The sequence below is a fragment of the Serratia sp. CY43202 genome, from assembly GCF_052168755.1.
Taxonomy (GTDB): domain Bacteria; phylum Pseudomonadota; class Gammaproteobacteria; order Enterobacterales; family Enterobacteriaceae; genus Serratia; species Serratia bockelmannii.
In genome coordinates this window covers 212,659-235,246 of sequence record NZ_JBJNMB010000010.1, presented here as the reverse complement: position 1 = coordinate 235,246, position 22,588 = coordinate 212,659, and the positions used below count along the sequence as shown (strand labels likewise).

The window sequence follows — 22,588 nt, the reverse complement described above, 5'->3', positions numbered from 1 at the left end:
GCGGCTAATGCTGCGCGGCGTGAAAACATCGATTTACATCCATCTACGGCCGACGAAACAGGACAAAGTAACATGTCTAAAATTTTTGATTTCGTAAAACCGGGTGTCATCACGGGTGATGACGTTCAGAAAGTCTTCGCAGTTGCTAAAGAGAACAACTTTGCGCTGCCAGCGGTAAACTGCGTGGGTACCGACTCCATCAACGCAGTGCTGGAAGCCGCGGCTAAAGTGCGCGCGCCGGTTATCGTTCAGTTCTCCAACGGCGGCGCCGCGTTCATCGCCGGCAAAGGCGTGAAGACCGATGTGCCTCAGGGTGCAGCGATTCTGGGCGCTATCTCTGGCGCACACCACGTTCACCAGATGGCTGAACACTACGGCGTGCCGGTGATCCTGCACACCGACCACTGCGCGAAGAAACTGCTGCCATGGCTGGACGGCCTGCTGGACGCCGGCGAGAAGCACTTCGCCGCTACCGGCAAACCGCTGTTCTCTTCCCACATGATCGATCTGTCTGAAGAATCTCTGGAAGAAAACATCGAGATCTGCAGCGCCTACCTGAAGCGCATGGCCAAAATCGGCATGACGTTGGAAATCGAACTGGGCTGCACCGGCGGTGAAGAAGATGGCGTGGACAACAGCCATATGGACGCTTCCGCACTGTACACCCAGCCGGAAGACGTGGCTTACGCGTACGAAAAACTGAACGCCATCAGCCCGCGCTTCACCATCGCAGCCTCCTTCGGTAACGTGCACGGCGTGTACAAGCCAGGCAACGTCAAGCTGACTCCGACCATCCTGCGTGATTCTCAGGACTACGTGTCCAAGAAATTCAACCTGCCGCACAACAGCCTGAACTTCGTGTTCCACGGCGGTTCCGGTTCTACCGACGCAGAGATCAAAGAGTCTGTGGGTTACGGCGTGATCAAAATGAACATCGACACCGACACCCAATGGGCGACCTGGGATGGCATCCTGCAGTACTACAAAGCGAACGAAGCTTACCTGCAGGGCCAGCTGGGCAACCCGAAAGGCGCCGATCAGCCGAACAAGAAATACTACGATCCACGCGTATGGCTGCGCGCAGCGCAGACCAGCATGGTGACGCGTCTGGAGCAGGCTTTCAAAGATCTGAACGCGGTAGACGTTCTGTAATCTTCGGCACCTGTTGCACGTGCATAAGGCTCCCTGCGGGGAGCCTTTTTCGTTTTCAGCCCAGCAGGCCGGCACCGACGTTGATCGACAGGCCCAGGATCAGCATGTTGAACACGAACGAAATAACCGACTGCACGAGCGCGATTTTACGCACCTCCGCGGCGCCGACCGCCACGTCGGCCGTTTGCGACGCGACCGCGATGGTGAAGGAGAAGTAGGCGAAGTCCAGATAGGTCGGCTCGGTGAGATTGCCGGGAAACAGCAGCGGCAAAGGATCCTGCTGCGCGCCCTGACGGTAAAACTGATGGGCATAGTGCATGGTGAAGGCGGTCGGCAGCAGCAGCCAGGAGACTGCCAGCGTTGCGCCGGTTAACGCCAGATGTAGCGTTTTCAGCGAGTCGCTGGCCTGTTTGGCGCTGCTCAATTCGAACAGGATCGCCAGAATGCTCACCAGACAACCGAAACTGACCAGCGCCAACACCGTGCTGGCGCTTTCATCCTGTCGCCGAGCGATCTGGCGAATGTGCTGCGGTGTGCTGACCAGCATCAGCCGCCAGAGAAACAGCAGATAGAGCCAGGCCAGCGTATTCCAGCCGATCATTAGGCGCTGCAGCAACGAGAGCTGGGCGGGCAGCAGCAGAAAGCACAGCAGCCCGGCGCCGACGGAAAACAGCAGCCTGGGCCGCACTTGCCAATAGTGTTTGAGCGAAGAGCGAATGTGCATGAAGAACGGATCCCTTGTCGTGAAATAGCCAACGCGCTGTTTTCAGCATAGAAGACGCGGCGGGCGGTTTCGGCTATTTTTAACGCTGACGGTTGGCATGAGCCTTTAATGTTGGTTACCCTTAGGCGGTGGTTTCCTACTGGCTGCCGAGGCCAGTGTATTTTTGCGAGTTTCTCCCGTTAGGGACTGAGTTAGGACGACACGAATGAAAGATTTGAATGTAGTAGACGGCATCAACGGTGCCGGCAACTGGTTGGTGAAGAACCAGGATCTGTTGATCCAGTACGCGGTGAATATCGTCGCCGCCATCGTTATCCTGATCATCGGTTCGATCGTGGCCCGCGTGGTCGGCAATGCGCTGAACCGCGTGATGAAACTGCGCGGCATCGACGCCACGGTGGCAGACTTCCTGTCGGCGATCGTACGTTACGGCGTGCTGGCGTTCACCTTCATCGCGGTGCTGGGGCGCGTCGGCGTGCAGACCACCTCGGTGATCGCGGTGCTGGGTGCCGCCGGTTTGGCCGTCGGTCTGGCGCTGCAAGGCTCGCTGTCTAACTTCGCCGCCGGCGTGCTGCTGGTGATCTTCCGCCCGCTGCGCGTGGGTGAATATGTCGATCTGGGCGGCGTGGCCGGTACCGTCGATCAGGTGCAGATTTTCTCCACCACCCTGCGCACCGCAGACAACAAAACCATCGTGGTGCCGAACGGTAAAATCATCGCCGGCAACATCATCAACTACTCCCGCGAGCCGAACCGCCGTGTGGATATCGTGGTAGGCGTGGCCTACAACGCCGATATCGACGTGGTGAAGAAGGTGCTGGGCGACGTGATCGCCGCCGACAAGCGCATCATGCACGCTAAAGGCGTGACTGTGCGTCTGAACGAGATGGCGCCATCTTCCCTGAACTTTGTGACCCGTTCCTGGACCACCAATGCGGAATACTGGAACGTGTACTTCGATCTGATGGAAAACTTCAAGCGCGCGCTGGATGCCCACAACATCGGCATTCCGTTCCCGCAAATGGACGTGCACCTGTATCGCACTGAAGACGCTTCCGCCAAGGCGGAATAACACAGAAGGGGGCCTTGGCCCCCTTTTTTTACTGCAGGCCGAGACGCTACCGATGGCGTCTCGGCCTTTTCTTTTAGGGCGGTCAGATGTCCGCTGCCGGCTCCGTGAGCGGCACGCGGCGGCGCAGGCTGAGGCGATAAAGCAGGAAGATGGCGGCGGCGCCCAACAGCGCCGGCAGCGCCAGCCAGAGGAAGAACACCTCCGTCGAGCCGGCGGCGGTCATCATCCAGGCGCCGAGCATCGAGCCGACGATCGAGCCAAAGCGGCCATTGGCCATGGCCCAACTGACGCCGGTCACGCGGGCTGCGGTCGGGTAAAGGGTGGCGGAAACCAGGTTCAGGCCGTTCTGCGCGCCGGCCACGCCGAAGCCGATAAGGAACACGACGGCGGCCAGCGTGTAGACGTCGCCCATCAGATACCCGGTGGCGCCAATCACCAGCGCGGCACCCAGGTAGGAGACGGCCAGCACGCGGTAGGGCCCGACCCGATCCATCAGCAGCGCCATCAGAATGGCGCCCAGGGTGCCGCCGAGCGGCACCATCGCGCCGATGCGCGAGGCGTGGGCGATATCGAAACCGGCGTCTTTGAGTATCGTCGGCAACCAGCTGGTGAGCAGGTAGAACACGAACAGCGAACAGAAGAACGCCGCCCACAGCAGCAGGGTGCGCACGGCGCGCCCTTCGATAAACAGATGCGAGATCGGTGATTTGATCTGCGCCGGACGCTCGTCATCGACAATCGTCACACCGGCCCAACGCTGGCCGGTGATACGCTCGACCACCCGGCGCAGCCGATCGGCATGTTTGGCGCTGGCGGCCATAAAGCGTACTGATTCGGGCATCTGCCAGGCCAACAGCGGCAGCAGCGCCAACGGCGCGATGCCACCGACCAGCAGCAGGCCGCGCCAGCCGAACGCCGGGATGATCTGCCCGGCCAGCAGGCCGCCCAGGGCTAACCCAGCGGTAAAGCCGCTCCAGCTCAAGGTGACCATCAGCATGCGGCGGCGCGCCGGTGAGTACTCCGAGCTGAGGGTGATGCAAGTTGGTATTGCGCCCCCGAGGCCAATGCCGGTGATGAAGCGCAGCAGGGTCAGGGATTCGATCGAATGCGTATAGGCCGAAGCCAGGGTGCAGCCGCCAAACACCAGCACCGCGACGAGCAGCACGCGTTTGCGGCCGAAGGCGTCGGCGATCGGCCCGAACAGCAGGCTGCCGATCAGCAGGCCGAACAGCCCCGCACCGAAGGCGGGAGAGAGCTGAGCGGGCAGCAGATCCCACTCTTCGCGCAGCGCCGGGGCGATATAGCCGATGATGGCGGTATCGAAACCGTCCAGCAGGGCAATGAGGAAACACAGGGTGAGGATCAGGATTTGGTAGGGGGAGATCCTGGCGCGATCGATGATTTCGCTGATGCGAGCGGTATTTGGGCTCATGGTTATTCCACTGTTATTCGGCTGGTGTGGGCTGGCTGAGGGCTGTTCAGGCCAGGCCTGAACCAAAACCGCTGTGGCTGGCATCGCGTAGAAATCCGAGTATACACCAGAGCGGGGACGTTGCGGGGAGGGGGAATTGATGATAATCGCCCGCCACAGGAGGTGTCTGTGGCGGGCGCTGGCAAGGTTATTTGGCTAACAGCTCTCGGCGCACGATCTCGGCACCTGCGCTTAACGCATTCAGCTTGCCGCGGGCGACCTGACGGGGCAGGGGGGCCATGCCGCAGTTGGTCGACGGATAGAGCTTGTCGGCATCGACAAACTGCAGCGCTTTGCGCAGCGTAGCGGCCACTTCCTCTGGCGTCTCAATGGCATGATTCGCTACGTCGATGGCGCCGACCATCACCTTTTTGCCGCGGATCAGTTCAAGCAGGTCCATCGGCACGTGCGAGTTATGGCACTCCAGGGAGATGATATCGATGTTGGACGTTTGCAGTTTCGGAAACGCCTCTTCATATTGCCGCCATTCCGAGCCCAGCGTCTTTTTCCAGTCGGTATTGGCTTTAATCCCATATCCATAGCAGATATGTACGGCGGTTTCACACTTAAGCCCTTCAATGGCTCTTTCCAGGGCGGCAATGCCCCAGTCATTCACCTCGTCAAAGAACACGTTAAATGCGGGCTCATCAAACTGAATAATGTCGACGCCGGCGGCCTCGAGCTCTTTAGCTTCCTGATTGAGGATCTTGGCGAACTCCCAGGCCAATTTCTCGCGGCTTTTATAGTGGTTGTCATAAAGCGTGTCGATCATGGTCATCGGCCCCGGCAGGGCCCATTTAATCGGCTGCTTGGTCAGCTGGCGTAAAAATTTGGCGTCTTCAACGAAAACGGGTTTTTGGCGCGAGACCGCCCCCACAACGGTTGGCACGCTCGCCTCGTAGCGATTGCGGATTTTAACCACTTCGCGTTTCTCGAAATCGACGCCGCTGAGGTGTTCGATAAACGTCGTGACGAAGTGCTGGCGCGTTTGCTCGCCATCGCTGACGATATCGATGCCGGCCTGTTGTTGCTCTGCCAGCGACAAACGCAAGGCGTCCTGTTTCCCTTCGATTAATTCTTCATTCTGCAATTTCCAAGGCGACCACAGGGTTTCCGGTTGGGCCAGCCAGACAGGTTTGGGCAAGCTGCCGGCGGTCGATGTAGGGAGCAATATTTTCATAATAGATGACCTGTATTTGAGTGAATCAAAGCGCGTAGTGAGCAGACCATTGCTCAAGAAGAGGTTTGTAGGGTTTGATAAATTGCTCTTCCGTAAATTTCCCCTGCTCAATCGCTAACTGGCTACGCTCTTCGCGATCGTAAACAATCTTGGTTAATGAATGATCCTGGTTATTCAGGCTTGGCTGATAGCATTGCCCCGCCGCCGAGTTGGCATTGTAAATTTCAGGCCGATAAATTTTCTGGAAGGTCTCCATCGTGCTGATGGTGCCGATCAGTTCCAGATCGGTGTAATCGCTCAGCAAATCCCCGGGGAAATAAAACGCCAGGGGCGCGACGCTATTTTTCGGCATGAAGTAGCGCACCTGCAGGCCCATTTTTTTAAAATACCGGTCGGTCAGCGAAGCGCCGTCTTGCCGATACTCGTCGCCCAACACCGGGTGTTGATTGCCCGTCCGATGGTAGGTGTCTTTGCTGGACACGCTGAGGCAGATCACCGGCGGTTTGCTGAAATTTTCATGGTATTCGTTTGAATTGACGAAGTGCTTAAAGATATTGCCGTGCAAATCGCCGAAATCATCCGGAATGGTAAATTCCGCCGTGTTTTTATTGTGCGCCGGCAGCAAGACGCTAAAGTCGTAGTCGCGCACGTAAGAGGAGAAATTGTTCCCAACGATGCCCTCGATACGCTTTTGCGTTTTTTTATCAATGATGTTGGTTTTCAGGATTTCGATCACCGGGAAGCTGGCACCCTGATCTTCAACGCGCATCTCAACCGAGATGATTTCAAGCTCGACCGAATAGCGATCGGCCTTGGGGTTATCCCAATGCGCCAACGTATTGAAGCGGTTGTTAATCATCACCAGCGTATTGCGCAGGTTCTCCCGGCGGTTTTCCCCTCTGGCCAAATTGGCGAAGTTGGTGGTGATACGCGTACTTTCAGAAGGGTTATAATCTTCATCGAAAGAACTGCTCTTAATCGTAAAGGTAAAGTCTCTATTCATCGTCTTATAGCATCCTGTTATATGGTATGACGGCTGGATTTATCCATTTTTTTCAATGGGTTGTTTTTCTCTTTTTTTCATTCAGCCGATTTCATATTGTCTGTCGTTAATGAGGTCTATTTTTGCCAGAGTCCCGCAGGGAGTGAAAGAGACTTAATTTCATTACCACATGAGCGCTATTCATGATCTGGCGTTCGGGTCGGTTTATCGCCGTTGCCCTGCAGCGCAAACCGCCAACGTACCGGGCCGGCAACCTGGTGCAGCCTGAAAAATTACGGGTATAATCCCCCCATGATCCCACGGCTTCAGACACGAACATGACAAAACTCACCTTACAAGAGCAGATGCTCAAAGCGGGCTTGGTAACTAGCAAGAAAATGGCCAAAGTCCAAAGAACGGCTAAAAAATCACGCGTTCAGGCCCGTGAGGCCAGAGAGGCGGTGGAAGAGAATAAAAAGGCGCAGCTTGAGCGCGATAAAGCGCTGAACGAGCAGCAAAAGCAAGCCGCGCTGTCCAAAGAATACAAGGCGCAGGTGAAGCAACTGATCGAGATGAACCGCATCGTTCTGGCGAAAGGTGATATCGGTTTCAACTTCACCGACGGCAACCTGATCAAGAAAATCCTGGTGGATAAGGCGACGCAGACTCAGCTGATCAATGGCCGCCTCGCCATTGCCCGCTTGGTGGTCGAGAACCGGGAAGAGTGTGAATACGCGATTATCCCCGCGAGCGTCGCCGATAAAATCGCGCAGCGCGATGCGGCGAGCATTGTGCTGCACAGCGCGCTGAGTCAGGAAGAACAGGATGAAGACGATCCGTACGCCGACTTTAAAGTGCCCGACGATTTGATGTGGTAATCCGCGTTCAGAACGGCGCGGCGTGACGAGCGGCGATCCGCGCTCCGCTGATGGGGTGCATAAAGTCCAGCTCGCTGGCGTGCAGCATCAGCCGCGGCGTCTGCTCGGTACCCGGCAGCAGGCGCCCGCCGTAAAGATCGCAGCCTAAAATAGGGTGGCCCAACTGCCGGCTGTGAATACGCAGCTGGTGGGTGCGCCCGGTCTCCGGGGTGAGCTGCACCCGCGTCAGCGGCAGCGAGATCCCGCCTTCCGTTTCACGATAAAAACGCTCGACGGCCCGATAGCGGGAGCGGGCGGGCTTGCCGTGGAGGGCGCAAATCGACATCAGCGGGAACAGCGCCGGATCTTTGGCGATCGCCGCGTCTATGACCCCTTCGTTATCCGCCAGATGGCCGCACAGCAGCGCGCTGTACACTTTGCTGACGGTGCGCTCTCTGAACTGCCGGCAGAGCGCGGCGTTGGCGGCCTTGTTGCGGGCCACCACCATCAACCCGGACGTGCCGAAATCCAGGCGGTGCACCAGGGCGCAGCCGGGGAAGATCTGTACCAGCCGGTGGTGTACCGAATCGAGATTCTGCGGATTCTTGCCCGAGAGGCTGAGCAGCCCGGCCGGTTTATTGATCAGCGCCAGATGATCGTCCTGATAGAGGATCTCTATTGGGTCATGGCATGGCGGGGCAATAAAGGTATCGGTGATCGTAGACATCGGGCGGCCGGCTGGTGGGTGGGGGCGGATGATAGCGAATTTCGCGTCGATGAGCGAATGCGGTTTTCGTTACACTGCGGCTCATGCCCGTTGGCACCCGATGCGGCAAAGCATCGGGTGCCACGGTTAAGTCCCCGGCGCTCTACTGCCCGTAGTAGGCGTTTTGGCCGTGTTTGCGCAGGTAGTGTTTGTCCAACAGCTCGCGCTGCATGCTGTGAATGCCCGGCGTCAGCTGGCGCGAGAAAATGCCCATGTAGGCGATCTCTTCTAGCACCACCGCATTATGCACCGCGTTGTGGGCGTCTTTGCCCCAGGCGAAGGGGCCGTGGGCATTGACCAGTACCGCCGGGATCGCGTTGGGATTGATATCGCGCCGGCGGAAGGTTTCGATAATCACGTTGCCGGTTTCCAGTTCGTAATCGTGCTCAATTTCATCCTGGGTCATCAGGCGAGTGCAGGGGATAGCGCCATAAAAATAGTCGGCGTGGGTGGTTCCCCAGGCGGGGATGTCCAGCCCGGCCTGCGCCCAGATGGTGGCGTGGCGCGAATGGGTGTGGACGATGCCGCCGATATCGGCAAATTCGCGGTACAGCGCCAGATGGGTGGCGGTGTCCGACGACGGTTTTTTTGCCCCCTCGACGGTGCGGCCGCTGGCCAGATCGACCACCACCATATCCTCCGCCGTCATATGCTCGTATTCAACGCCGGAAGGCTTGATCACCACCAGACCGCGTTCGCGATCCACCGCGCTGACGTTGCCCCAGGTAAAGGTCACCAGCTTATGGCGCGGCAGATCGAGATTGGCCTCCAGCACCTGTTGTTTTAACTGAGTCAGCATGTCATGCCCCCTTGTTGCATTTTCTGTTCGATCCAGCGGCGGGCCTGAACGATCTCGGCCACCGGCTCCTCGGCTTTTTCGGTCCACATCTCAATCAGGAATGCGCCGCGGTAATTGAGGCGCTGCAGCGTGCGAAACACCTCGACGAAGTCGACGCAGCCTTCGCCAAACGGCACGTCGCGGAATTGCCCCGGCGAAGTGGCGGTGACCGGGTAGGTGTCTTTCAGGTGAATGGCGGCGATGCGATCGATGCCCAGCTCCAGCTCGCGCGGCACGTCATTGCCCCAGGCGCTGAGGTTGCCGACGTCTGGATACACCGAGAACCACGGCGAGGCCAGCAGGGCGTCCCAGGCTTTCCATTTAGCGATCGAGTTCATAAAGGCGGTGTCCATAATTTCCACCGCCAGCATCACCTGGGCGGCGGCGGCACGGTCTACCGCCCACTGCATGCCTTCGCTAAAGCGCGCCAGCGTCCCCTCGTCCTGCTCTTCGTAATACACGTCGTAGCCGGCTAGCTGGATCGTCCGGATACCGACATCTTTGGCCAGCTGAATGGCCTGTTCCATCACGTCGAAGGCGCGCTGTCGCAGCGCCGGATCGTGGCTGCCAAACGGAAAGCGCCGGTGGCCGGAGAGGCACATCGACGGAATGCGGATGCCGGTTTCCAGCATGGCGTCCACCAGCGCCAGGCGCTGCGCCTTGCTCCAGCTCAGGCGCGCCAGACGTTCATCGCTTTCGTCCACCGACATTTCGACGAAGTCGAAGCCGCAGGCCTTGGCCAGCGCCAGGCGTTCGGGCCAGCTCAGGTGTTTCGGCAGCGCTTTCTCGTAAATTCCCAACGGGTGCTGACGCATATCATGATCTCCAGATGTCATCGATGGCGGTGCGGAACTGCCTGGCGGCGGCCGGCGGATCGCCGGCCTCGGCCAGCGCGCGGCCGGCGATAAAGGCGGTGACGGCGATTTCTTTAAACAGCGGCAGGTCGGCGGGCGTGATGCCGCCGGTCACCGACAGCTCGATGCCCAGATCGGACAGCGCCTTCATCCGATCCAGATCCTGCCGGCCCCAGGTCTGCCCGCTGGCCTGCGCGTCGCGGCCGCGGTGATAGATCGCCTGACGAATGCCGAGGCCGCGCCATTGCCGCGCATCCTCCAATGTCCAGCGGCCGAACAGTTCGATCTGGATTTCACCGCCGTGACGCTCGGCGACCTCCCGCGCGCTGGCCATGGTGGCCAACGGCGCGGCGCAGATCACCGTCATCCAGTCCGCGCCCTGGCCGAAGGCCTGATCGGCCAGCGTCGCACCGGCGTCGGCCACCTTGAGATCGGCCACCAGCGTGTGCTGCGGACAGCGTTCACGCAGCGCGCTAACCGCCTGAATACCGGCGCTGATGCACAAAATGGTACCGGCCTCGATGATGTCCACATGGGGGCTGAGGGTCTCGGCGGTGCGCAGCGCCGTATCCAAACGGGTTTGATCGAGCGCCAGCTGCAGGCGCGGTTTCGTGCTCATGGGGCCTCCTTGTTGGCGGGCTGCAGATTTTGCAATGCAGCAATCAGCGCCTGATAACGTTGGTGTTTGTGGTCGTAAGCTTCGGCGGCGGCCGCATCAGGCAGCAGCCGCTCGATACGCGGCGCCAGCCGGTGCTGGGCGGCGGTGAAATCGTTGAAGACGCCGCTGCCGACCATGGCCGCCATCGCCGCGCCCAGACAGCCGGTTTCTTCCACCTGCGGCAGCTCAACCGGCAGGCCGCTGACGTCGGCGAACATTTGCATCCAGGGGCGGGATTTGGCGGGGCCGCCGGTCACGCGCAGCGCCTGCGCCTCAGGGAAACGCCGGCGCATACGGTTAAGGTGCGTCATGTGGCAGAACACCACGCCTTCGTAGATCGCCTGCACCAAGTGCTCGCGCTGGTGGAAAGCCTGCAGACCGTAGAAGCTGGCGCTCAGCCCCAGGCCGGCGTTGGAGCCATACAGGAAAGGGGCGAACAGCAGATCGCCGGCGGCTTTCGGCAGGGCGGCGACCCAGCGGTTAAGCTGGTCGTAGTCCTGCAGCCCCCATTGGCGACAGAACCACTCCAGGTTGGCGGCGGAAGTGGGGCTGGCTTCGTGCACGATGTATTGGCCGTTTTCGGCGTGGCGGCCATAGACAAAGGGATGATCGAAACCCTCGACGATGGCGTCGGTGATGCCGCTGGTGACCGACCAGGTCCCCATCACCGCATTGAGCCGGGTTTCGTCCTGCAGGCCGGCGCACAGTGCGGTGGACACTACGTCGAACAACCCGCCGACTACCGGGGTGCCGGTTTGCAGGCCGGTGATGGCCGCGGCGTTTGCCTCGACGCGCCCGGCGATCTCGGCCGAACCGACGATCGTCGGCAGGGCGGGCATGATGTCGCCGATACCCAGCAGCTGCGCCAGCGCCGAGTCATAGCGTCCGCTGCGCATCTGATACAGGTTGGATTCGGAGATATTGGTTTCTTCGCAGGCCAGCTCGCCGGTCAGGCAATAGCGCAGGTAGTCGTGCGCCATCAGCACGCTGCCGATGCGGGCGTAACGTTCCGGCTGATGCCGCTTCAGCCAGCGCAGCAGCGAAACCGGGTGCCCGGTCCACAGCGTTTGGCGCGTTTGCGGATACAGCGCCTGCGGCACGCCCTGTCGCTGCCATTCCTGCACCAGCGCCAGCGCGCGCTGATCGGAAGAGAGCATGGCGTTACCCAGCGGCTGCCCCTGCTTATCCAGCAGAAACGCCCCCTTACCCTGCGCCGAGATGCCGATGGCCTGGATGGCGCCGGCAGCGACGCCGCTGGCGGACAGCACTTCACGGATCACGTCGGCGGCGGTGCGCCACAGCGATGCCATATCGCGCTCGGCCCAGCCGGGCTGCGGCGCGACGATCGCCAGATTGCGCCGCGCAACGCCGTGTTCATGGCCGCTGCGGTCGTATAAACCCGCCTTGATGAAGGTACCGCCGCAGTCGAGCCCCAGCCAATATTCCATCATTCGCTCCTCGCGCTGTGGTCGCATTTATTGGGCAGCATCAACGCCAGCACGGAGGCGATCGCCAACGAGGCCGCCAGGCTGTAGACGCCGACATCCTTGTTGAACAGGCTGATCAGGACGCCGACCATATACGGGCCGCAAAAGCCGCCGAGGTTGCCCAGCGAATTGATCACGCCACGTGCGCCGCCGGCCACTTCGGCGTTGAACAATTTGGGCGGGATGGTCCAGAACACCCCGGCCGCCGCCTGAATGAATACGCCGCAGCCGACCAGCGCAGCGTAAGACCACCAGATGTGATCCTTCAGCAGCACCGACAGCGCCATGCAGGCGGCAAAGCAGGCCAGCGGCAGGGCGACGAAGACTTTGCGCTTACCGGTGCGATCGGAGAGGGTGGAGATGATCAGCATGCCGAAGATGGCGCCGATATAGGGCAAGATAGCCAGCAGGCCCACTTGCTCCATATCGCCGTGGGTCAGCCCTTTCAAAATGGTCGGCAGCCACAGGGTGTAACCGTAGATACCGGTCTGGTAGAAGAAATTCACCAGGATCAGCTGCCACATGATCCGATCGCCCAGCACCCGGCGCAGCGAGGCGTTGCGCACCGTTTTTCCTTTGATCAGCAGCTGTTCGTCGTGCAGGGTCTTCACCAGATACTCTTTCTCCGCCTGCGAGATCCATTTGGCTTCCTGCGGCCGGTTGCTGATGGTGAAGTACCACAGCGCCATCACCACCAGCGACAGAGCCCCCTCCACCAGAAACAGCATGCGCCAGTCCCAGGCGGTGATGATCCAACCCGACAGCGGGGCGGTGAGAATCCCGGCGATCGGCACGAACATGATGACGATGGCGTTGGCGCGGCCGCGCTCCTTATCCGGGAACCAGTTGCTGATCATGGTCAGCACCACCGGCAGCATGCCGCCTTCGGAAACGCCGAGGGCGAAGCGCAGGAACAGCAGCTGGTACTGGTTGGTGACCAGCCCGGTCAGCACCGAGATCACCGCCCAGGCCAACAGTGACCAGCCGATGAATTTCTTGCCGTTGCCGTATACCGCCAGCTTGCCGCCGGGCACCTGCAGAAACAGGTAACCGATAAAGAAGATGCCGCCGGCCAGCCCGGCCATCGAGGCGGTGATGCCGAGTTCGTCATCCATGCCGCCGGGCATGGCGAAGGCGATGTTGACCCGATCCATGTAAGAAATGATGCAGGTGATGAGGATCGGCGGCACGATCCTCAGCCAGCGGAGCTTGGGAATAGCCTGGCTTTGGCTGACGGAAACGGAGGCTGTATTCATAAGGACCTCTTTCGATGTTCACTTTTTTGTAGGGTCGGGCGTTATTGTTTTGCTTAATTTGGGCGCAAGGGCGCCCGCACAGGCCTCATGGACCGGTGTTGTTATCGTTACGGGTGCTGCGTCTATCGGGCGCTAAACGACGCCAGCGGTATCTTCACCACCACCTTGCGTATCGCGCAGGGGCGTTGGTTAATGCAGGCCGGGCGATGCACGTCCTGCGGAAAAAATACCGCGAAGTTGCCGGGCCGCATCGTGAGCCAGGATTCGTCGGCCACGTCCTGATAAAACAGGATGTCGCGCTGCGCCAGCAGCTCCTGATGAATGACGTTGTCGCCGTTGTCCGCCGCTACGCCGATAAGCTCGGTACCGCTGACCAGAAACTGCACGTCGACGTTTTGCCGGTGGACTTCCGGGCGTAGCGCATCCGGTGGTTGGGTATGCAGATCCAGCACTTGCACCACGTAGCCGGTGGCGGGATCTTCATAGCGCCCTGCGGGCAAGACGCTGAAATCGGTGCGCTGCAAATAGGCGACGGCGTTGGCGACCGGCGTCGGGTACTGCTCGGGCGCGGTGTTGGCGATGTGGCCGAATATCATGATGATCCTCCCGTTACAGCGCCTGAATGCGCGCCCAGACTCGTTCGTCAACCGGAATGCCGTCGCGCAGGTTTTCTTCCAGAATGCGCGGGAACTTGTGGCCCGGCAGGCGAATGGCGACGTCGGGGTTGTCCCGTTCGGCGCTGGTGACGTAATCCATGATGCGCTGCAGTTTTTGATCGCGGCTGTCGCCGTCGATCAACCGGTCTATCTCAATTGCGATGAACACCTGCGAGACGCCGTATTCGTCGCGGTGATCTTCCGTCACTTCCGCCACCGAGGCGCCGCCGGACAGCAGGGTGGCGATCATGTCCAGCACGATCGACAGCGCCGATCCTTTCCAATACCCCATTGGCAAAATGCGCCGGTTCTCTTCGATGGTGGCCGGATCGCGGGTCAGGCGGCCGTCGTTGTCGAAGCCGCCGTCCACCGGCAGGGTTTTGCCCGCCAGCCGGTTCAGCTCCAGCGCGCCGTAGGAAAACATCGACATCGACATGTCCACCATGGTGATCGGGTTGCCGGGCACGGCGACGATCAGCGGGTTGGTGCCGATACGGCACGTTTTGGCGCCCCACGGCGGCATCACGGCGATCGAGTTGGTCCAGCAAATGCCGATATAGCCTTTCTCCGCCGCCTGCCAGCCGTAGCCGCCGCCGCGCATCCAGTGGTTGGCGTTGCGCAGCGCCACCAGGCCGATGCCATGATCGTCGGCTAGCTGCATGGCGCGATCCATCATGCGGCGGGCGGTAAGGTTGCCGATGCCCTGGTGCGCATCCCATTGCTCGATCGCCCCCAGCGACAACAGTTTGCTGGGTTCGGCGTCCGGCACGATATCGCCGGCGTCCAACTGCTGAATAAAGCGTGGAAAGCGGTTAACGCCGTGGGAGTAAACGCCGCTGGCGGTGGTGTCGGCGAACATGCCGGCGCAGTCGTCGGCGAGATGTTCCGCCACGCCGCGCGCCAGCAGCACGCGTTTGAATTGCTGTTTTAACTCGCTGTAACTCACTCTCATGCCGGTTCTCCGCCTGTGCGAATCGTCTGTTTTTGGTTCGCTAAATTTCAATATGCGAAATTGCATTTCAAATAAATGCTATCCCGGCGATTCAGGGAAGTCAAAGCAAGGGGGAGTAAAATTATTCACGAAAAACATGACGTTAAAATTGAGTGGTGATTTTGTGATCGCCGCCACGTTTTGGTGGAGATGGCGTGCTTCAGACGTGACAAAGCAGGGCGGATCGAAACCCACCCTGCGTCTTGCGAGACCCCGGTTAACCGCGGGTGTTCAGCACCATGCGGTAGAGCGAGGTGGTGGCGGTGATATAGAGTTCATCGCCGTTCGGGCCGCCGAAGGTACAATTGGAGACGCGTTCCGGCACGCTGATTTTGTCGATCTGTCGCCCCTCTGGATCGAAGACCAGCACGCCGTCGGCGCAGCTGCAAAACAGATTGCCGGCCCGATCGACGCAGAAGCCGTCCGGGAACCCGGGTTCCACGGTTGCAAAACGGCGGCCTGCTTCCAGCTCGCGACCGTTGACCGCATAGACGCGCAGCTCGCGGCGGCCCAGCGTCGGAAAATCCACGATCGACATGTCTGCAACGTACAGCCATTTTTCATCCGGTGAAAACGCCAGGCCGTTCGGGCGCTGCAGGTCGCAGGCGGCGATGGTCAGCGAACCGTCGCGTGGATCGAAGCTGTAGAGATAGCAGCCGATCACCTGGCTTTCTGATTTGTAACCCTCTTCGTCGCCGATGATGCCGTAGGGCGGATCGGTGAACCACAGGGTGCCGTCGGAACGCATCGCCACGTCGTTCGGCGAGTTAAAGCGCTTGCCGTCGACGCGGTCGATCAACAGGCGCACTTCGCCATCGCTTTCGGTGCGGCTGATGCCGCGCCGCCCGTGTTCACAGCTGACCACGCGCCCCTCGCCGTCGCGCGCATTGCCGTTGGCGTAGTGCGACGGCGAGCGGTATAGGCTTAGCTCACCCCGGCGCGACCAGCGGAACATGCGATTGCCTTTCACGTCGCTGAACACCACCGCATCCTCTTGCGGCAGCCAGACCGGTCCTTCGGCCCAAATCGCCGGTGAGCACAAGCGCTCGAGCTGAGCGTGCGTGCGCAATGAATGCCGAATGCCGCCGTTCACTTCACGCCCCAGATCGCTTTGTAATGGCCCTGGTAATCGTTTTGCGGGTCATACAGGTTATTGGCGCCGCCGTCGGCGGCGATATTGTCGCGGGTGACCAGATGCGCCGGGGTCACGTAGCCGGAAGGCGGCTGCTTGGCGAAGGCGCGGTTGAATTCGTCCAGCAGCTGCCAACCGTGCAGTTTCAAGGGCTCCGGCACCGTCGCCGACTGGCTGTCGCCCGATCGGATACGCTGGTAAGCGGAGATTGAACCGTCGCCGGCCGACACGTTGTAAGGCGCGTTCTTGCCGCCTTTGCCGGCGGTTTTCAGCGCCGGCGCCATAAAGTCGAAATACAGATCGTTGATTGCCAGCGCATATTGGAATTTGTCGCCGTACTTCTGCAGCAGGCTGAAGGTCATCGCCGGCATGCGGTTGGCGGTATCGGCCAGCGGCGTGTCGATGAATTCCAGCAGCGTACAGCCGCTGCATTTGGCGATCTCTTCTTTCATGACGTTGGCCTTGTCCAAGGCGATTTGGTACAGCGAGTCGGTGAAGATCAACACGCTCGCCTTGCCGCCGGACTGCACCACCGCGTATTGCGCGGCGATGCGCGCCACTTCGTTGGAATCCGACGTGACGTTATAGAACACATTGTATTTGGCGATGGGGCCCGGTTCCGGCACCGCATGCCAGGCGGTCAGCACGATGCCCTGCTGTACGGCCTTTTTCAGCGGGATCTTGGCGACGTTAGGGTTCCAGCCGCCGATCACGATGCCGTCTGGTTTCTGGGCGATGGCCTGATTGAGCGATGCCAGCTGATCTTTCACCGAGCCGCCGCCGTCGAGCGTTTCCAGCTTCCAGCCGGCGGCTTTCGCCGCTTCGCTCAACCCCTGTTGCACCCCTTGCACGCCGCCGTTCTTCATGTCGGAGGCGATAAAAATGATCTTCTTGTTGGCCTGCAGCTGCGGGCCGCTGGTGGGGCCGTCCCACTGGGTGGCGCTGGCGGTAGCCTTCGCCACGGCGGCGGTGGCCTGATCGAGATAGGCGTCGGCCCAGACCGGCGATGCGGCGAGCAAGAATGTGGTGAACCCCGGTAACAGCCAAATGCGTTTCATGGTGTGCTCCTGGTTTAAGGATGAGTCGCTGTCTGATTGTTGTTGTCAGCCGGCGTCGCCTGGCTGCGTTGTACCGCTTTCTGATTGAGCAGCCGGCGGCGTTGGGCATAGCCGGCCAGAGTGATCGACAGCAACAGCGTCGCGCCGTTGAACAGCGGCTCGACCCAGAATTCGCCGCCGAACTGCTGGATGCCGGCGATGCCGATAGCCAGAATGGCGATGCCGACCACGGTGCCCCAGACGTTGACGCGCCCTGGGCGAATGGTGGTGCTGCCGAGGAAGGCGCCGACCAGCGCTGGCAGCAGATAGTCCATGCCGACGCTGGCCTGGCCGACGCCCTGTTCGGCGGCGATCAACACGCCGCTGAAACCGGTGAGCACGCTGGAGGCGATGAAGGCGCCGATGGTAAAGCGGTTGACCGAGATGCCGTTCAGGCGCGCCGCCGCCGGGTTGCCGCCCACCGCATACATGCAGCGGCCGAGCGGGGTGTGTTCGGTGATGAGCCACAGCACCACCGCGACGATCAGCACGTAAAATGCCACGATCGGAATGCCGGCGATCTCGGTGTGGTGCAGCGCGATGAAGGCATCCGGCAAGTCGCCGACGATCTGCCGCCCGCCGGAGTGCCACAGGGCAATGGCGTACAGTACGGTGCCGGAGCCGAGGGTGGCGACGAAGCTGTCGATATCGGCCAGCGCCACCAGAATGCCGTTCAGCAACCCGTACAGCGCCGAGATCGCCAGCACCGTCAGCACCGCCATCTGCCAGGAGAAGCCGTATTCCACCTGCAGCGTGATCGCCAGAATGTGCCACAGCACAATGCCGAAACCGACGTTAAGATCGATCTTGCCCACGATCATCGGGATGGTCGCCGCCAGCGCCAACAGGGCGATTTTGGCCTTGCTCGACAAGATAGCCTGAAGCGTCAGCATTGATGCGAAGGAGGGGGTGAGCAGTGAGAACAGCACGACCAGCGCGATGCACAGCAGCAGCAGGCCATAGCGGGTGAGAACCTGCATCAGCCACGGGCCGGCGCCGTCCTGCGCCAGGCTGACGCGCTGCTCCAGTGCGGTTGATTTAACGGATGTTTTAGACATGGCCTACCTCGGATTCTGACGTGATTGCGACGTTTTCCCCGGTGCTGGCAGAGGCCAGCTCCAATAAATTGGCGAATGACACCTGCTGATTTTTCAGCTCGCCGACCACTTTCCCGCGGTTGAATACCAGTGCGCGGTTGCAAATATGGGCGATCTCCTCGAAATCGTTGGAGATAACCAGCACTGCCACGCCTTCCGCCAGGGATTTATTCAGCAGATGGTAGATTTCCGCGCGCGCGCCGACGTCCACGCCGGCGGTGGGATCTTCCAGGATCAGCAGCGGCGCCCCCAGATGCATCCAGCGCGCCATCACCACCTTTTGCTGGTTGCCGCCGGACAGCGCGCTGATATCGATATTGACGTCCTTGGGGCGTACGTCGAACAGCTGCACCTTCCACCAACTGGCGCCGATCTCCGCTCGCCGCCCGTAGCGGGAGAGCAGCCGGTGGCCGCTGGCGCAGGGGTTGATAAACAGGTTTTCACGCACGCTCATCGACATCACCAGGCTTTCGCCGGTGCGATCGCCCGCCACCAGCGAAACGCCGCAGGCCATCGCCTGCTGCGGGGTGCTCGCCTGATAGGGCCGATCGCGAAATCGAATCGCGCCGCCGTCGGCCTGGCGCAACCCGAACAGCAGCCGGCCAATCTCTTCTTGCCCGGCCCCGCGCAGGCCGGCCAGCGCCAGCATCTCGCCCGGCTGCAAGTCGAAGCTCACCGGGCCGATGTCGCCCACCGTGACGCTATCGAGCTGCAGCACCGGCGGACGATGTTCCGGCAGCGGTTCGCGCTGATCGTCCGCCATCGCTTCGCCGACGATGGTTTGCACCAGATCGCGCAGCGAGTAGTCGGCGGTGCGACCGCCGGCGACATAGCGCCCGTCGCGCATCACGCAGATCCGATCGGCGATTTCGATCACTTCGTCCAGACGGTGGGTGACATAAATCATGCCGACCTTTTTGGCGCGCAGCCGGTTGATCACGGCGAACAGATGACGCACGTCGTTGGCGGGCAGGGAGGCGGTCGGTTCATCCAGCACCAGCAGCTCGGCGTTGACCGCCACCGCGCGAGCGATCGCCAGCAGCGATTTTTCGGTGCGCGACAGTTCGAAGACGCGCGCATCGGGATCGAGCGCGATGCCGACGTCTTGCAGCGCCTGCGCCGCCCGGCGGCGAATGGCGCGCCAGTCGATCAGCCCAAAGCGGCGGGGAAACCCCATCACCAGCGCCATGTTCTCCGCCACCGTCATCCATTCGATCAGGCCGAGATCCTGATGAATAAAGGCGATCGGCTGGCGGCTGGTGCTTTTTATCGCGGCGGCGGAGGCGATGCTTGCGCCCTGAAAGCGAATATCGCCGCCGTCGCGCGGGTAGACGCCCGCCAGCACTTTGATCAGCGTCGATTTGCCGGCGCCATTTTCGCCCAGCAACGCCAGAACTTCGCCCGGCATCACCTGCAGGCTGACGTCGTTGACCGCCACGTTGCCGCCAAATCGTTTGACGATGTGGCTGAGGGTAAGGATGGGTTGTGCCGCATTATCCATAGTCATGTGATGCGCCCCTGGTGTCGTGCCCGTGCGAAGATGTCGGGCAAATTAGCCAAACTACTGGTGAGTATCTGGTCTTTAAATTTCAATATGCGAAATTCAATTTCAAAAATAATATGACGTTCGTTGCGCTAAATCAAAGGCGGTGAGGTTTTAATTATTGTTATTAAACAATGAGTTATTTTTTACTTTGCGGAAGTGTGACCGATGGCTCACTTCAACACGGGGGAAATATTGCGGATTTTTATCCCGCTGCGGACAATGAAACGGCGTTCCGTCTTCACCTGATGCGGGCCTTGGGGTAACATGCCCGGCAAAGAGCCTGCTGACTTTGCCGCAGCGCCGGTTGGCGGTTCGACACTGGAGAGATTTTCGCTATGAGCCTGAAAGCCGTCGACGAGAAAGATGACAAGAAAGACAAACCGCTGGGCAGCCAAAGCCTGTTCCGCGGTTTGCAGTTGATTGAGATCCTGAGTAATTTCCCCAACGGATGTCCGCTGGCGCATTTGTCCGAACTGGCCGGCATGAACAAGAGCACGGTGCACCGCCTGCTGCAGGGGTTGCACACCAGCGGCTATGTGACCCAGGCGCCGTCGCCGGGCAGCTACCGCCTGACCACCAAGTTCATTTCCATCGGCCAGAAGGCGCTGTCGTCACTCAACATCATTCACGTGGCCGCGCCGCATTTGGAACAGCTGAATCTGGAAGTGGGGGAGACGGTCAACTTCTCCAGCCGCGAAGACGACCACGTCATTCTGATCTACAAGCTGGAGCCGACCACCGGCATGATGCGCACCCGCGCCTATATCGGCCAGCATATGCCGCTGTACTGTTCGGCGATGGGTAAAATCTTCATGGCTTACGGCAACGATGATTACCCGGCTCACTACTGGCAGACTCACCAGCAAGAGATTCAGACGCTGACGCGCAATACCATTACCGAGCTGCCGAAGATGTATGAGGAACTGGCCGATATTCGCCAGCGCGGCATGGCGATGGATCGCGAGGAAAACGAGCTGGGGGTCTCCTGCGTGGCAGCACCGGTGTTCGATATTCAACAGCGCGTGCCTTATGCGGTGTCGGTTTCTCTGCCGACCGCCAAGCTGCAGCAGATCGGCGTCAAAAGTTTGATTAAACCGGTGCTGGCCACCGCGCAACGCATCTCTCAGGAGCTGGGGTTCGTCACGCCGATTTAAGTATTAGCATCTCTGATACTGGATTAGAAACATCAATTTCACCTAATGATCGCTTCCTCGTATGATGCGCGTGTTGACCGACACGCGCCCTCGTCCGGCGCCTTTTATCATTCGAGGAATCCCCATGTTAGCCGTCTTCCTGCAGGGCTTTGCCCTGAGCGCCGCCATGATCCTGCCGCTGGGCCCGCAGAACGTATTCGTGATGAACCAGGGCATTCGCCGCCAGTATCATTTGATGATTGCCTCGTTGTGCGCGTTGAGCGATATCGTGCTGATCTGCGCCGGTATTTTCGGCGGCAGCGCATTGCTGACCCGCTCGCCGTTGCTGCTGGCGCTGGTCACCTGGGGCGGGGTGGCGTTTCTGCTGTGGTATGGCTGGGGCGCGTTCCGTTCCGCCTTCAGCCCGCAACCTGCGCAGGCCGCGGCGCAGGAGCTGGCGCAGAGCCGCTGGCGCCTCGTGGTCACCATGCTGGCGGTCACCTGGCTGAACCCGCACGTCTATCTGGATACCTTTGTGGTGCTCGGCAGCCTGGGCGGGCAGCTGACGGCGGACGTGCGTTCCTGGTTCGCGCTTGGCGCGGTCAGCGCGTCGGCGGTGTGGTTCTTTGGCCTGGCGCTGCTGGCCTCCTGGCTGGCGCCGTGGCTGAACACGCAGCGGGCGCAGCGCATCATCAACGCGCTGGTCGGGCTGGTGATGTGGGGCATCGCGCTGCAGCTGGCCTGGCAGGGGGCAAATTTATAAGAATTTGTCACTAATCCGAATTCAAAACGCCGTGCGATATGCTACGTTTGATGCCAGGAATCCGGCGGTTCTCACAGGGAAAAGCCGGCGATCAGAGACAGCCTGTCATTAAGGAGACACTGTGAAGCTAAAAGCATTGGCTATGGCCGCAATGGTCGGATTAGGGACGTTACCGATGGCGCTGCAGGCGGCTGAAGTGCCTGAAGGGCCGCACGTCGTCACCTCCGGCACCGCCAGCGTGGACGCCACGCCGGATATCGCCACCCTGGCGATCGAAGTGAGCGTCTCCTCCAAAGACGCCGCCCAGGCGAAGAAGCAGGTAGACGAGCGCGTGGCGCAGTACTTTGATTTCCTGCAGAAAAACAACATCGAGAAGAAAGACATCAGCGCCGCCAACCTGCGCACCCAGCCGGAATACGATTACCTGAAAACCGGCGAGTCGGTGTTGAAGGGCTACCGGGCGGTGCGCCAGGTGCAGGTGACTCTGCGTCAGCTGGACAAGCTGAACGAGCTGCTGGACGGCGCGCTGAAATCCGGCCTGAACGAGATCCGCGCGGTGGAGCTGGGCGTCGCCAAGCCGGACGTGTATCGCGAGCAGGCGCGGCAAAAAGCGATCGAGAACGCGACTCAACAGGCCGAATCCCTGGCCAAAGGCTTCCACGCCAAGCTGGGACCGGTGTACAGCATTCGCTACCGGGTCGCCAACTACCAGCCGATGCCGGTGGCGCGGATGTATAAGGCGGCCGGTGCGGCGGCGGAAAGCGACGCGGCGCAAACCTATGAACAGCAAAGCATTCACTTCGACGATCAGGTGGACGTGGTGTTCGAGCTGCAGCGTAACGCCGCGCAGTAAGGTTATCGTATTGAAGAAAAGGT

The 22,588-nt window shown here is 60.4% G+C and carries 22 protein-coding genes; 6 read left to right on the top strand and 16 right to left on the bottom strand.

All coding sequences use genetic code 11. The features are described from left to right. The first annotated feature begins 72 nt into the window (after positions 1 to 72). Complete coding sequence (gene fbaA / locus ACJ8J5_RS20975) at positions 73 to 1,152, top strand: class II fructose-bisphosphate aldolase (RefSeq protein ID WP_025304179.1); 1,080 nt, start codon at positions 73 to 75, stop codon at positions 1,150 to 1,152. 55 nt (positions 1,153 to 1,207) lie between these two features. On the opposite strand, the gene ACJ8J5_RS20970 is transcribed toward fbaA, so the two are convergent. Then, the gene (locus ACJ8J5_RS20970; RefSeq protein WP_025304178.1) at positions 1,208 to 1,876 is read right to left on the bottom strand and encodes a DUF1345 domain-containing protein; all 669 of its coding nucleotides are present in this window, start codon (positions 1,874 to 1,876) and stop codon (positions 1,208 to 1,210) included. A 205-nt stretch (positions 1,877 to 2,081) separates the two neighbouring features. On the opposite strand from ACJ8J5_RS20970, the gene mscS reads away from it, so the two are divergent. Further along, entirely contained in the window at positions 2,082 to 2,948 is an 867-nt protein-coding gene (mscS, locus tag ACJ8J5_RS20965; RefSeq protein WP_025304177.1) for a small-conductance mechanosensitive channel MscS, read from the top strand. A gap of 82 nt (positions 2,949 to 3,030) precedes the next feature. Here mscS and ACJ8J5_RS20960 read toward each other — a convergent pair whose 3' ends face one another. The 3 genes from ACJ8J5_RS20960 to ACJ8J5_RS20950 all read right to left on the bottom strand — a co-directional run bounded on the left by ACJ8J5_RS20960 (position 3,031) and on the right by ACJ8J5_RS20950 (position 6,602). Next, positions 3,031 to 4,380: an MFS transporter gene (locus ACJ8J5_RS20960; protein WP_049206153.1), complete on the bottom strand. Its 1,350-nt coding sequence runs from the start codon at positions 4,378 to 4,380 to the stop codon at positions 3,031 to 3,033. Between the two features lie 187 nt (positions 4,381 to 4,567). Further along, complete coding sequence (locus ACJ8J5_RS20955; protein WP_049206152.1) at positions 4,568 to 5,599, bottom strand: methionine synthase; 1,032 nt, start codon at positions 5,597 to 5,599, stop codon at positions 4,568 to 4,570. A 25-nt stretch (positions 5,600 to 5,624) separates the two neighbouring features. Further along, complete coding sequence (locus ACJ8J5_RS20950) at positions 5,625 to 6,602, bottom strand: DUF1852 domain-containing protein (protein WP_025304174.1); 978 nt, start codon at positions 6,600 to 6,602, stop codon at positions 5,625 to 5,627. A gap of 317 nt (positions 6,603 to 6,919) precedes the next feature. Here ACJ8J5_RS20950 and ACJ8J5_RS20945 point away from each other — a divergent pair, with 317 nt between their 5' ends. Then, complete coding sequence (locus ACJ8J5_RS20945) at positions 6,920 to 7,459, top strand: DUF2058 domain-containing protein (RefSeq protein WP_025304173.1); 540 nt, start codon at positions 6,920 to 6,922, stop codon at positions 7,457 to 7,459. Positions 7,460 to 7,466: 7 nt separating this feature from the next. Here the strand turns inward: ACJ8J5_RS20945 and ACJ8J5_RS20940 are convergent, their stop codons facing one another. The 12 genes from ACJ8J5_RS20940 to ACJ8J5_RS20885 form a co-directional block, all read right to left on the bottom strand. Beyond that, positions 7,467 to 8,165 carry an RluA family pseudouridine synthase gene (locus tag ACJ8J5_RS20940; RefSeq protein WP_414104944.1) on the bottom strand — a complete coding sequence of 233 codons (699 nt, stop codon included), beginning with the start codon at positions 8,163 to 8,165 and terminating at the stop codon, positions 7,467 to 7,469. A 142-nt stretch (positions 8,166 to 8,307) separates the two neighbouring features. Continuing rightward, positions 8,308 to 9,003 (bottom strand): L-ribulose-5-phosphate 4-epimerase, encoded by a 696-nt coding sequence (gene araD, locus ACJ8J5_RS20935; protein WP_043142679.1) that lies wholly within the window; start codon positions 9,001 to 9,003, stop codon positions 8,308 to 8,310. Then, positions 8,997 to 9,857, bottom strand: a complete 861-nt coding sequence (locus ACJ8J5_RS20930; protein WP_043142677.1) for an L-ribulose-5-phosphate 3-epimerase — start codon at positions 9,855 to 9,857, stop codon at positions 8,997 to 8,999. The genes araD and ACJ8J5_RS20930 overlap by 7 nt, the downstream gene beginning before the upstream one ends. Position 9,858: 1 nt before the next feature. Then, positions 9,859 to 10,515, bottom strand: coding sequence for a 3-keto-L-gulonate-6-phosphate decarboxylase UlaD (ulaD, locus tag ACJ8J5_RS20925; protein ID WP_025304169.1), 657 nt, complete (start codon positions 10,513 to 10,515; stop codon positions 9,859 to 9,861). Then, on the bottom strand, positions 10,512 to 12,002 hold the full coding sequence (locus ACJ8J5_RS20920) for an FGGY-family carbohydrate kinase (RefSeq protein ID WP_414104946.1): 1,491 nt from the start codon (positions 12,000 to 12,002) through the stop codon (positions 10,512 to 10,514). Before ACJ8J5_RS20920 ends, ulaD begins: the two co-directional genes overlap by 4 nt. After that, positions 12,002 to 13,297: an MFS transporter gene (locus ACJ8J5_RS20915; protein WP_414104943.1), complete on the bottom strand. Its 1,296-nt coding sequence runs from the start codon at positions 13,295 to 13,297 to the stop codon at positions 12,002 to 12,004. The genes ACJ8J5_RS20920 and ACJ8J5_RS20915 overlap by 1 nt, the downstream gene beginning before the upstream one ends. Positions 13,298 to 13,419: 122 nt before the next feature. Next, entirely contained in the window at positions 13,420 to 13,893 is a 474-nt protein-coding gene (locus tag ACJ8J5_RS20910; protein ID WP_025304166.1) for a YhcH/YjgK/YiaL family protein, read from the bottom strand. A 13-nt stretch (positions 13,894 to 13,906) separates the two neighbouring features. Continuing rightward, complete coding sequence (yiaK, locus tag ACJ8J5_RS20905; RefSeq protein ID WP_141966754.1) at positions 13,907 to 14,905, bottom strand: 3-dehydro-L-gulonate 2-dehydrogenase; 999 nt, start codon at positions 14,903 to 14,905, stop codon at positions 13,907 to 13,909. Positions 14,906 to 15,161: 256 nt separating this feature from the next. Next, a complete protein-coding gene (locus ACJ8J5_RS20900) occupies positions 15,162 to 16,037 on the bottom strand; it encodes an SMP-30/gluconolactonase/LRE family protein (protein ID WP_342096097.1) in 876 nt (291 codons plus the stop codon). Beyond that, complete coding sequence (locus tag ACJ8J5_RS20895; protein WP_043142668.1) at positions 16,034 to 17,134, bottom strand: ABC transporter substrate-binding protein; 1,101 nt, start codon at positions 17,132 to 17,134, stop codon at positions 16,034 to 16,036. Before ACJ8J5_RS20895 ends, ACJ8J5_RS20900 begins: the two co-directional genes overlap by 4 nt. A gap of 14 nt (positions 17,135 to 17,148) precedes the next feature. Then, positions 17,149 to 18,231, bottom strand: coding sequence for an ABC transporter permease (locus tag ACJ8J5_RS20890; RefSeq protein WP_016930014.1), 1,083 nt, complete (start codon positions 18,229 to 18,231; stop codon positions 17,149 to 17,151). Beyond that, positions 18,224 to 19,777, bottom strand: coding sequence for a sugar ABC transporter ATP-binding protein (locus tag ACJ8J5_RS20885; protein WP_025304161.1), 1,554 nt, complete (start codon positions 19,775 to 19,777; stop codon positions 18,224 to 18,226). Before ACJ8J5_RS20885 ends, ACJ8J5_RS20890 begins: the two co-directional genes overlap by 8 nt. Before the next feature lie 374 nt (positions 19,778 to 20,151). On the opposite strand from ACJ8J5_RS20885, the gene ACJ8J5_RS20880 reads away from it, so the two are divergent. The 3 genes from ACJ8J5_RS20880 (at position 20,152) to ACJ8J5_RS20870 (ending at position 22,565) form a co-directional block, all read left to right on the top strand. Next, positions 20,152 to 20,970 (top strand): IclR family transcriptional regulator, encoded by an 819-nt coding sequence (locus ACJ8J5_RS20880; protein ID WP_025304160.1) that lies wholly within the window; start codon positions 20,152 to 20,154, stop codon positions 20,968 to 20,970. A gap of 124 nt (positions 20,971 to 21,094) precedes the next feature. Further along, entirely contained in the window at positions 21,095 to 21,712 is a 618-nt protein-coding gene (gene argO / locus ACJ8J5_RS20875) for an arginine exporter ArgO (protein WP_025304159.1), read from the top strand. A gap of 121 nt (positions 21,713 to 21,833) precedes the next feature. Continuing rightward, positions 21,834 to 22,565 (top strand): oxidative stress defense protein, encoded by a 732-nt coding sequence (locus ACJ8J5_RS20870; protein WP_025160209.1) that lies wholly within the window; start codon positions 21,834 to 21,836, stop codon positions 22,563 to 22,565. The last annotated feature ends 23 nt before the right edge of the window (positions 22,566 to 22,588 follow it).

Excerpts from the sequence above, each read along its gene's own strand:
- ACJ8J5_RS20885 (WP_025304161.1), bottom strand. The coding sequence starts at position 19,777 with ATGACTATGGATAATGCGGCACAACCCATCCTTACCCTCAGCCACATC.
- fbaA (WP_025304179.1), top strand. The coding sequence starts at position 73 with ATGTCTAAAATTTTTGATTTCGTAAAACCGGGTGTCATCACGGGTGAT.
- ACJ8J5_RS20910 (WP_025304166.1), bottom strand. The coding sequence starts at position 13,893 with ATGATATTCGGCCACATCGCCAACACCGCGCCCGAGCAGTACCCGACG.
- yiaK (WP_141966754.1), bottom strand. The coding sequence starts at position 14,905 with ATGAGAGTGAGTTACAGCGAGTTAAAACAGCAATTCAAACGCGTGCTG.
- ACJ8J5_RS20920 (WP_414104946.1), bottom strand. The coding sequence starts at position 12,002 with ATGGAATATTGGCTGGGGCTCGACTGCGGCGGTACCTTCATCAAGGCG.
- ACJ8J5_RS20945 (WP_025304173.1), top strand. The coding sequence starts at position 6,920 with ATGACAAAACTCACCTTACAAGAGCAGATGCTCAAAGCGGGCTTGGTA.
- ACJ8J5_RS20955 (WP_049206152.1), bottom strand. The coding sequence starts at position 5,599 with ATGAAAATATTGCTCCCTACATCGACCGCCGGCAGCTTGCCCAAACCT.
- ACJ8J5_RS20895 (WP_043142668.1), bottom strand. The coding sequence starts at position 17,134 with ATGAAACGCATTTGGCTGTTACCGGGGTTCACCACATTCTTGCTCGCC.
- ACJ8J5_RS20890 (WP_016930014.1), bottom strand. The coding sequence starts at position 18,231 with ATGTCTAAAACATCCGTTAAATCAACCGCACTGGAGCAGCGCGTCAGC.
- ACJ8J5_RS20880 (WP_025304160.1), top strand. The coding sequence starts at position 20,152 with ATGAGCCTGAAAGCCGTCGACGAGAAAGATGACAAGAAAGACAAACCG.
- ACJ8J5_RS20915 (WP_414104943.1), bottom strand. The coding sequence starts at position 13,297 with ATGAATACAGCCTCCGTTTCCGTCAGCCAAAGCCAGGCTATTCCCAAG.
- araD (WP_043142679.1), bottom strand. The coding sequence starts at position 9,003 with ATGCTGACTCAGTTAAAACAACAGGTGCTGGAGGCCAATCTCGATCTG.
- ACJ8J5_RS20970 (WP_025304178.1), bottom strand. The coding sequence starts at position 1,876 with ATGCACATTCGCTCTTCGCTCAAACACTATTGGCAAGTGCGGCCCAGG.
- argO (WP_025304159.1), top strand. The coding sequence starts at position 21,095 with ATGTTAGCCGTCTTCCTGCAGGGCTTTGCCCTGAGCGCCGCCATGATC.
- ulaD (WP_025304169.1), bottom strand. The coding sequence starts at position 10,515 with ATGAGCACGAAACCGCGCCTGCAGCTGGCGCTCGATCAAACCCGTTTG.
- ACJ8J5_RS20940 (WP_414104944.1), bottom strand. The coding sequence starts at position 8,165 with ATGTCTACGATCACCGATACCTTTATTGCCCCGCCATGCCATGACCCA.
- mscS (WP_025304177.1), top strand. The coding sequence starts at position 2,082 with ATGAAAGATTTGAATGTAGTAGACGGCATCAACGGTGCCGGCAACTGG.
- ACJ8J5_RS20960 (WP_049206153.1), bottom strand. The coding sequence starts at position 4,380 with ATGAGCCCAAATACCGCTCGCATCAGCGAAATCATCGATCGCGCCAGG.
- ACJ8J5_RS20930 (WP_043142677.1), bottom strand. The coding sequence starts at position 9,857 with ATGCGTCAGCACCCGTTGGGAATTTACGAGAAAGCGCTGCCGAAACAC.
- ACJ8J5_RS20950 (WP_025304174.1), bottom strand. The coding sequence starts at position 6,602 with ATGAATAGAGACTTTACCTTTACGATTAAGAGCAGTTCTTTCGATGAA.